The sequence below is a fragment of the Providencia sp. PROV130 genome, from assembly GCF_028482225.1.
Classification (GTDB): Bacteria; Pseudomonadota; Gammaproteobacteria; order Enterobacterales; family Enterobacteriaceae; genus Providencia; species Providencia rettgeri.
Map to the genome: position 1 here is coordinate 1 of NZ_JAMPQC010000065.1, position 3,286 is coordinate 3,286.

A 3,286-nucleotide genomic window follows, 5' to 3' on the forward strand; every position below is an offset into this window, starting at 1 on the left:
TAAAATAAGCCTTATATCCAAGCATAAAACAAGGTTGTCTAGACTTCTTTTAACAGTAAAGTTATCATAAAACTGAATTTTATTTTTTAGGTAAGTTTATGCATTCTATCCGCATTCGTTAAGACACAACTATTTGCATAGTGACACTATTTTATAATGGTGGGCTTTTGTTGTGTCTTTAAGAATATATGCGGATATATAAAGTAAAAGTATGCTTAATTTATAAGTATGCTTTTAGTGCATAGTTTCCAGTTATAACTTAATTGACTAGCTATTTGTCCACCCTGTGGATGAATAGCTTTTTTTTTGGGAGGACACTGTGATGCTAGCTTTTGTTTTCACCTAAATCCTGTTTGCTGCATAAAAAATTTCAAGAGCTAAACAGGAGTAAATAAAAATGAGTTTAATTATTAAAGCGAGAAACATACGCTTGGATTATGCTGGGCGTGATGTTTTGGATATTGATGAATTGGAAATTCACTCTTATGACCGTATTGGTCTTGTGGGTGATAACGGAGCAGGAAAGAGTAGTTTACTCAAAGTACTTAATGGCGAAATTGTTTTAGCCGAAGCGACATTACAGCGTTTTGGTGATTTTGCACATATCAGCCAACTGGGCGGAATCGAAATAGAAACGGTCGAAGACCGGGCAATGTTATCTCGCCTTGGTGTTTCCAATGTACAAAACGACACAATGAGTGGCGGAGAGGAAACTCGTGCAAAAATTGCTGCCGCATTTTCCCAACAAGTACATGGCATTCTAGCGGATGAACCAACCAGCCACCTTGATCTCAATGGAATAGATCTACTTATTGGTCAACTTAAAGCATTTGATGGAGCATTACTTGTTATCAGTCATGACCGATATTTTCTTGATATGGTTGTAGACAAGATATGGGAGTTAAAAGACGGTAAAATTACGGAATATTGGGGTGGTTACTCGGATTACTTGCGTCAAAAAGAAGAAGAGCGACAACACCAAGCCGTAGAATATGAGCTGATGATGAAGGAACGGGAGCGATTAGAATCTGCTGTGCAAGAAAAACGCCAGCAAGCTAATCGATTAGACAATAAGAAAAAAGGAGAAAAATCCAAAAACTCTACCGAAAGTGCTGGACGACTTGGGCATGCAAAAATGACTGGCACCAAGCAAAGAAAACTGTATCAGGCAGCTAAGAGTATGGAAAAGCGTTTGGCTGCATTAGAAGATATTCAAGCACCAGAGCATTTGCGTTCTATTCGTTTTCGTCAAAGTTCAGCCCTAGAACTGCACAATAAGTTCCCGATTACGGCAGATGGTCTGAGCTTAAAATTTGGTAGCCGTACTATCTTTGATGACGCTAACTTTATAATACCGCTTGGCGCTAAAGTCGCTATAACTGGATCGAATGGAACAGGGAAAACGTCCTTGTTAAAAATGATATCAGAACGTGCTGATGGATTAACCATATCTCCAAAAGCTGAAATTGGCTACTTTACACAAACAGGATATAAATTTAACACGCATAAATCTGTGCTCTCCTTTATGCAGGAAGAGTGCGAGTACACAGTTGCGGAAATTCGTGCAGTATTGGCTTCAATGGGGATCGGAGCGAATGATATTCAAAAAAACTTATCCGACTTATCGGGAGGTGAAATCATCAAACTGCTTTTATCCAAAATGCTTTTAGGAAAATATAATATTTTGCTTATGGATGAACCAGGAAACTATCTTGACCTAAAAAGTATTGCCGCATTAGAAACAATGATGAAGTCCTATGCAGGAACTATTATCTTCGTATCTCATGACAAGCAATTGGTCGATAATATTGCTGACATTATCTACGAGATCAAAGACCACAAAATCATCAAGACTTTTGAGAGAGATTGTTAATGATAGCCAATCTAATCCGAACATTAATTATTGAACTCTTTAAAGGAAATTAAAAATGACAATTCAAGATATTCAATCACTTGCTGAAGCACACGGCTTGTTGCTTACGGACAAAATGAATTTCAATGAAATGGGCATTGATTTTAAGGTCGTTTTTGCTCTTGATACAAAGGGGCAACAATGGTTGCTGCGTATTCCTCGTCGTGATGGCATGAGGGAACAAATCAAGAAAGAAAAACGCATTTTAGAATTGGTAAAAAAACATCTTTCTGTAGAGGTTCCTGATTGGAGAATTTCATCTACAGAATTAGTGGCTTATCCCATACTTAAAGATAATCCTGTTTTAAATTTGGATGCTGAAACCTATGAAATAATTTGGAATATGGACAAAGATAGCCCGAAATACATAACATCTTTGGCAAAAACCTTATTTGAAATCCATAGTATTCCTGAAAAAGAAGTTCGGGAAAATGATTTGAAAATTATGAAACCTTCAGATTTAAGACCTGAAATAGCAAACAATTTGCAGTTAGTAAAATCTGAAATTGGTATAAGTGAGCAATTGGAAACCCGCTACAGAAAATGGTTGGATAATGATGTTCTATGGGCAGATTTCACCCAATTTATACATGGCGATTTATATGCTGGGCATGTACTAGCTTCAAAGGATGGAGCTGTTTCAGGCGTTATTGATTGGTCAACAGCCCATATAGATGACCCAGCGATTGATTTTGCTGGGCATGTAACTTTGTTTGGAGAAGAAAGCCTCAAAACTCTAATCATCGAGTATGAAAAACTAGGGGGTAAAGTTTGGAATAAACTATATGAACAGACTTTAGAAAGAGCAGCGGCCTCTCCTTTGATGTATGGTTTATTTGCCTTAGAAACTCAAAATGAAAGCCTTATCGTTGGAGCAAAAGCTCAGTTGGGAGTTATATAATTTAAAAATATGATTGCTGAGAACTGCCTTGTTTTGAAACTTGGTTGGCTTTAATTAGTTTTTAGTATTCTTTATAGAAAATGCCTCGATCAAGGGGCATTTCTAACAATCATTTAACATAAAATTTCTTATGTGAAGTAACCTGAATGCAGCGGTGCCCCATTGGGGGCGCGTTGAGATAAGCCTCTTTTAGATAACTTTAGCAACTCGATAGACAGTTGCAACTCCACAATTCACTGCTTTGGCAATTTCTTCCTTAGTCATATTGCCAACTACTAGCAATTCTTTTATTCGTTTATGTTTAGCCTCATTTGCCTTCTTGCCTGTTGGTTTGTAACCCGAACGTGCCAGGCCCTGCTTAATACGTTCTATACGTTTCTCATTGTCTAGGCGGGCCATTGTTGCCAGAAGATCAATCAACATATTGTTGATGAGTTCCAAGATTGAATGAGTAATGCTGTCACTGGTTTGAA

Annotated in this window: 3 protein-coding genes; 2 read left to right on the top strand and 1 reads right to left on the bottom strand. The window is 37.5% G+C overall.

What is annotated here, in order from left to right; all coding sequences use genetic code 11:
* Positions 1 to 397: 397 nt before the first annotated feature.
* Both msr(E) and PSF28_RS23465 read left to right on the top strand, forming a co-directional pair.
* Positions 398 to 1,873 (top strand): ABC-F type ribosomal protection protein Msr(E), encoded by a 1,476-nt coding sequence (gene msr(E), locus PSF28_RS23460; RefSeq protein ID WP_000052512.1) that lies wholly within the window; start codon positions 398 to 400, stop codon positions 1,871 to 1,873.
* 55 nt (positions 1,874 to 1,928) lie between these two features.
* Positions 1,929 to 2,813, top strand: coding sequence for an Mph(E) family macrolide 2'-phosphotransferase (locus PSF28_RS23465; RefSeq protein ID WP_000155092.1), 885 nt, complete (start codon positions 1,929 to 1,931; stop codon positions 2,811 to 2,813).
* A 189-nt stretch (positions 2,814 to 3,002) separates the two neighbouring features.
* Here PSF28_RS23465 and PSF28_RS23470 read toward each other — a convergent pair.
* On the bottom strand, positions 3,003 to 3,286 hold a 284-nt coding region (locus PSF28_RS23470), incomplete at its 5' end, for a helix-turn-helix domain-containing protein (RefSeq protein WP_136135605.1).